The 4902-nt window shown below is 43.4% G+C and carries 6 protein-coding genes and 1 pseudogene; 3 read left to right on the top strand and 4 right to left on the bottom strand.

The annotated features are described in order from the left end of the window. Nucleotides 1-114: 114 nt before the first annotated feature. The 4 genes from IQ230_RS25945 to IQ230_RS25930 all read right to left on the bottom strand — a co-directional run bounded on the left by IQ230_RS25945 (nt 115) and on the right by IQ230_RS25930 (nt 2974). Entirely contained in the window at nt 115-312 is a 198-nt protein-coding gene (locus IQ230_RS25945) for a hypothetical protein (RefSeq protein ID WP_193935060.1), read from the bottom strand. 94 nt (nt 313-406) lie between these two features. Beyond that, nucleotides 407-1078: a phycobilisome degradation protein NblB gene (gene nblB / locus IQ230_RS25940; protein ID WP_193935059.1), complete on the bottom strand. Its 672-nt coding sequence runs from the start codon at nt 1076-1078 to the stop codon at nt 407-409. A gap of 157 nt (nt 1079-1235) precedes the next feature. Continuing rightward, nucleotides 1236-1697 carry a CBS domain-containing protein gene (locus IQ230_RS25935; RefSeq protein WP_193935058.1) on the bottom strand — a complete coding sequence of 154 codons (462 nt, stop codon included), beginning with the start codon at nt 1695-1697 and terminating at the stop codon, nt 1236-1238. A 239-nt stretch (nt 1698-1936) separates the two neighbouring features. After that, a complete protein-coding gene (locus IQ230_RS25930) occupies nt 1937-2974 on the bottom strand; it encodes a M42 family metallopeptidase (RefSeq protein ID WP_193935061.1) in 1038 nt (345 codons plus the stop codon). 142 nt (nt 2975-3116) lie between these two features. On the opposite strand from IQ230_RS25930, the gene IQ230_RS25925 reads away from it, so the two are divergent. From IQ230_RS25925 to IQ230_RS25915, 3 genes and pseudogenes are all read left to right on the top strand, one after another. Further along, entirely contained in the window at nt 3117-3509 is a 393-nt protein-coding gene (locus tag IQ230_RS25925; protein ID WP_228055421.1) for a hypothetical protein, read from the top strand. Nucleotides 3510-3528: 19 nt separating this feature from the next. Next, nucleotides 3529-4035, top strand: a pseudogene (locus IQ230_RS25920) (IS5 family transposase); the annotation flags it as partial. A gap of 350 nt (nt 4036-4385) precedes the next feature. Further along, nucleotides 4386-4670 carry a hypothetical protein gene (locus IQ230_RS25915; RefSeq protein ID WP_193935056.1) on the top strand — a complete coding sequence of 95 codons (285 nt, stop codon included), beginning with the start codon at nt 4386-4388 and terminating at the stop codon, nt 4668-4670. Nucleotides 4671-4902 lie beyond the last annotated feature (232 nt).

Raw genomic sequence — 4902 nt, 5'->3', positions numbered from 1 at the left:
CAGTAATTCCCATTGTTCATCTGTGAGATCGGTACGATATGATTGACCCATGACTCTCGTTCTCTGTCATTTTTTGCTATTGACAGGTTATTGTAACGAGAGCTTTTTTACTTTTCAGACCTCCTCTAAAGCACGACGTACTTGCTGTGCATCCATTTGATGTTGTATCTGTAACTCGTGAATTTGCGCTTCTACGCTGCGTTGAATCAGTTCAGCGATTGTGAGGTGTTGGGAGTGCAATAATACTTCTGGCAGTTGTGGTGCATCTGGAAGCCCACCAAAAACTTGACTGCAAACCGCGATCGCTGGCATAGTACACTTGCTTTTTGCTAAGAATAGAACAAGTGTACTACTAATTAAAAAGGCGATCGCACAACTTCAAGATATCTTTAAGGGATGGAAATAACTAGCCCATTTGCTCTAAAGCCGTTTTAGCTTCCTGCGCTACAGCTTCTGCTTCGTCGTTTGCCATTTTTTCTAATATAGACTGCGCTTGCGTTCCACCCAATTTTCCTAAAGCTTGAGCAGTACGGTAGCGTACTTGCCAATCTGCATTAGAGACGTGAGGGGCTAGAAGTTCGACTGCCCGTGCGTCTTTCAAGTCTCCTAACGAACTAATTGCTGCAGTTTTTACTAGGTCAATATCTGAATTTAGTGCTTCTTTAAGCAAGTCAAATGAACGTGGATCGCCGAGTTCACCTAACGTAGCGACAATACTAAACTTGATGAGCCACTCACTTGTACTGTGATAGAGTTGCTCTAAATCAGTATATGCCTCAGTTAACTTCAAAGCACCAATACAGTCGGCAGCAGCAGCTTGAACATCAGGTTCAGGGTCATTTTTGAGGCGATCGAGCAATAAATCTAGAGAAACTTGTAAATTCTGTCCGCCTAATGTATCCATTTGACTAACTGCCGAGTAGCGGACACGAGCATTAGTATCTTGAACGGCACTTTGCACTAATTCAAAAGCAACTACAGTATCTTCTAGTTCCCGAATTTGATTCACCGCCCGCAGGCGTTCTCCCAAATCCTCAGATTTGAGCATCTGTTTAACAGTTTCAGGTGTCACACTCATTTAATTATTCCAAAATTAGAGGGTTTAGGGGTTTTTAGGGCAGAGGAAGCAGAGAAGACTAGGAATTATAAGTTCTCGGTGTTGAGTTATTAAGATTCTTTTAACTCAAAACTCAAAACTAATTAATAGCCAAAGAGCCACTAATCACACCTCATCTTTATTCATCCGCTGCCATTGCCCGTACTACATCGCCACGGGTAAGAATGCCAATAATCTTTCCTTCTGAGTCAATAACAGGTAGGCGGCGCACTTCGCGATCGTGCATTAACTTAGCAGCCTCTCTCAAAGTTTTGTCAGGGGAAACAGTAACCGGATCGCTACTCATTACTTCCCCGACAGTTTGTCCTAAGGCTTTATGTAAGTCGCGCTCATATTTGGCAGGATTTTGTAAATAAATCACACTATCGAGAATCATAATGTACGCAGGAGGAGTCACACCTGTTTCCTGCCACATCAAGTCGCTTTCAGAGATAATGCCGACTAATTTGCTAGTATCATCAACAACAGGCAAACCACTGATACGTTTCTCTGCCAGAATTTGAATAGCTTCGTTCAAAGGTGTTTCTGGGCGTACGACAATTGGATCGCGGCTCATCACCTCAGCAACAGTTTTAGGCATTTAATTACAGATATCTACAATTCAAGTCCTCTGGGATCATTGTATAAAATTCAGACACCTAACCTGCATAGGTTTATGGTTTGTAACTAGAGGGTGAGTGGATAGTGGCTCTTTGGCTAGTAATTAGTGATTAGTTAATGAATTATGAGTTTTGAATGAAAAAATTTCTTAACTCCTCTGCACCTGAAGCCCCCTCTGCTTCCTGCTATAGTTTCTCTAGTTCGATAGTTCTAAATCGCTCAATCAAAGGGAGTTGCACAGAAGGCTTGGAGTAATTTAATGCAGTTGGCGATCGCACCCAAATGAGCAATTTCATAACCGTGGGTATTTTGTGTCGGAAATGCTAAACACGCTGCACGGGGAACATGACCAAATTTCATTGCGATCGATGCATCGCTACCAAAACCACTCAAAGTTGCAAGTTGCACTGGCATATCTAGTTTTTGTGCCACGTGACGTAGCTGTCCGTTGAGTGTTTCATCATAGATACCGTAACCGTCTTGCGAGAGAATTACGGGTGCTTCTCCAGATTTAATGGGGTATTCTGGCGCGAGTGGACAAATTTCTAATGCGATCAAAGCATCTAAATGCTGTTTTTGGCTAAAATACAGCGCTCCAACTGCACCAACTTCTTCTTTTGCCGAAGCAACAAGATAAGTATCAACGACTGGCTGTTTGACTTGTTCTGCTAATGCCAGCAAAATTGCCACAGAAGCTTTATTGTCTAACGTGTAACTTGCAATGTAATCTTTCAATCGCGCCGGATGTTTGCGATGTTTACCGATAACTACCCGCGTTCCTGGGCGAATTCCCGCAGTGTCGAGTTCTTCTAGCGTACACTTCGTCTCAATCCATGCATTTTCCCACTTCACTGGAGTATCTTCTTGCAACTCTTTTTGTGGCGATTCGTGAGATACATGGCGCGAACCAAAGCTGAGAATACCGCTAATTGTTTTATTGTCGCCGAGTAAATCGACAACGCCTTCGCCGTAAATCCAAGGAAAAGAGCCTCCTAGCCTGCGAACTTCGACTTGCCCTTCATCACCAATTGTTTTAACTATTGCACCAATTTCGTCTTTGTGTGCCGTGATCGCAATAGATCGACTCGCATCCTGTCCTGGAATTTTCGCAATAATATTATCTGCGCGATCGCACCAGACTTCTACTTGGAGTGCTGCAAATCGCTGCATTAATAATTGATTAATCTCTTCTTCTGCACCACTTGGCGAATGATGCATTACCAATTCTTGAATAAGGTCAAATATTTCGTCGTACATAAGTAGAAGAGGAATGCCACGGGCGATTTTGCTCGCTACCATTTAAACTGCATTGTAACCAAGCTGGCACGATTCCCGTAAATTGATAGTAATTCTGCTATTGATACAATAAAAATTTTACGGACGCAAGCTCGACAAGCCCTTGCAGGGTTCGGATGGCACTTGGCATGAAAATCAATTCACAGTGCCAATTGAATGGATCAAATTTCCTGCCGCACGGGGTGAAAATGGGCAAAAGCCAGTCGCGGCGGAGAACGAAATTCGGATCGATATTGACATAAATAATGAGGGTTGTTGTACTTCGATTGACTGGGCGCAAGTTCACTTCAAGGCGATGGCTCCTCTGCTGTTAATTCACGGTATTGGGGCAGATCCACAGGCTGCGTGGGAAGTAGAACCAGGTGTCACACAGCACTTAATAAAGCTAGGCATCCCTTTTGAACACAGAATTCAGATTGGTCGCAGCGATAGAATACTTCCTGAAAGGGATCTAATAGGTAATATTATTGAACAAGAGCGTGTTATGAACTTTTAAGATTCGCTAAAGTGGGAGCATGGACAGAAAAGCTTACCCAACCGATGTGAGTGGCGAAGAGTGGTTCTTTGTCGCTCCCTACTTGTCCTTAATGACAGAGGAAGCTCCGCAACGAGAACACAGCCTCAGAGAAGTCTTCAACGGATTACGATGGCTGGTTCGCTCAGGAGGTGCTTGGCAGTTGATGCCGCATGATTTACCTCCTTGGGTGGCAGTGCAACAACAAACCCAACGATGGTTCAAAGCAAGGGTATTTGAAGCCATTGCTGATGATTTGAGAGCTTTATTGAGGCTAGCCGAAGGACGGAATGAACAGCCTTCTGCTGTGATTATCGGTAGTTGTACGTTGCACTCTACCCCTGAAAGTGGTGGCACAGGGTATGACGGTACTAAACGTAAAAAGGGAAGTAAAGTTCATATTGCCGTTGATACTTTAGGATATTTGTTAGGGTTAGTCGTGACTCCAGCGAACGAACAAGATCGAAGCCAAGTCCAGGAATTAGCCCAACAGGTGCAGCAAATTACAGGAGAAACGGCGGTTGGGAGAAACCTTAGTTGGTTTGCATCTGGTTGCCTTTGCCATCCTCATGCTTGGACGATTTGCTGAACTTTCAATGCAAAGTGCATAACACGCTCTAGTGTTAAACTGCGATTTAATGGTGCGGCAATTGGCAACAATCAAGTTGATGGTCCTTACTATGTGAAGAACCTCGTTGTCTATAGTGGTGGGAGATCCTTGAGCGTCAAAGATGCCTTAACTACGCAAAAATTCACTGCTTCTCAGTTCAGTTTGAAGGTTATGTTTCTCCAGACCAAGAACCACCAAAATTAAGTATTAGCGTCACTCCCAATACACTTTGTCCGCCAAACCATCAAATGGTAGAAATTAAAGTTAACAAACAAGTCAGCGATAATATTGACCCTAACCCAACAGTCAGCTTGGTGTCAATTACAAGTAATGAAGGGCAGAACGTCAAAGGTGATGGCAACACTTCCACTGACATTGAAATTAAGCCTGATGGACGGGTTTTCTTACGAGCAGAACGTTTGGCAACCGGAACTGGTCGGGTATACACTTTAACTTACACTGCGCGTGATGCGGCTGGCAATACTACCCAAGCTACGGCTGAAGTACGAGTGCCACGCGATAAAGATAAATAGATTTATTCAAGAAATCAGGGATCTTAGCTCTAAGAAAATAGATAAGCCAAGGCATATGGTTCAGCGAGAAACTATGCGTCGTAATTAATTTAGTTATTCTTATCTTACAGCCTATTGCAAGTTTATGAGGTACAGTAAGAGGAGTACACAAATGAAGTCTAATGAAACCGTACTCGCTCGACTTGCGAGAAAAAATAGTTAAGGCATACACACAAGGTGACACCTCAATCAG

Source organism: Gloeocapsopsis crepidinum LEGE 06123, from assembly GCF_015207655.1.
Taxonomy (GTDB): Bacteria; Cyanobacteriota; Cyanobacteriia; order Cyanobacteriales; family Chroococcidiopsidaceae; genus Gloeocapsopsis; species Gloeocapsopsis crepidinum.
Note: the sequence above shows the minus strand (reverse complement) of the source record. Positions and strands in the feature narration are given on the sequence as shown.

What these genes read in the sequence shown, in the direction of transcription:
- IQ230_RS25945 (WP_193935060.1), bottom strand. Translation starts at nt 312, where the DNA reads ATGCCAGCGATCGCGGTTTGCAGTCAAGTTTTTGGTGGGCTTCCAGAT.
- nblB (WP_193935059.1), bottom strand. Translation starts at nt 1,078, where the DNA reads ATGAGTGTGACACCTGAAACTGTTAAACAGATGCTCAAATCTGAGGAT.
- IQ230_RS25935 (WP_193935058.1), bottom strand. Translation starts at nt 1,697, where the DNA reads ATGCCTAAAACTGTTGCTGAGGTGATGAGCCGCGATCCAATTGTCGTA.
- IQ230_RS25930 (WP_193935061.1), bottom strand. Translation starts at nt 2,974, where the DNA reads ATGTACGACGAAATATTTGACCTTATTCAAGAATTGGTAATGCATCAT.
- IQ230_RS25915 (WP_193935056.1), top strand. Translation starts at nt 4,386, where the DNA reads ATGGTAGAAATTAAAGTTAACAAACAAGTCAGCGATAATATTGACCCT.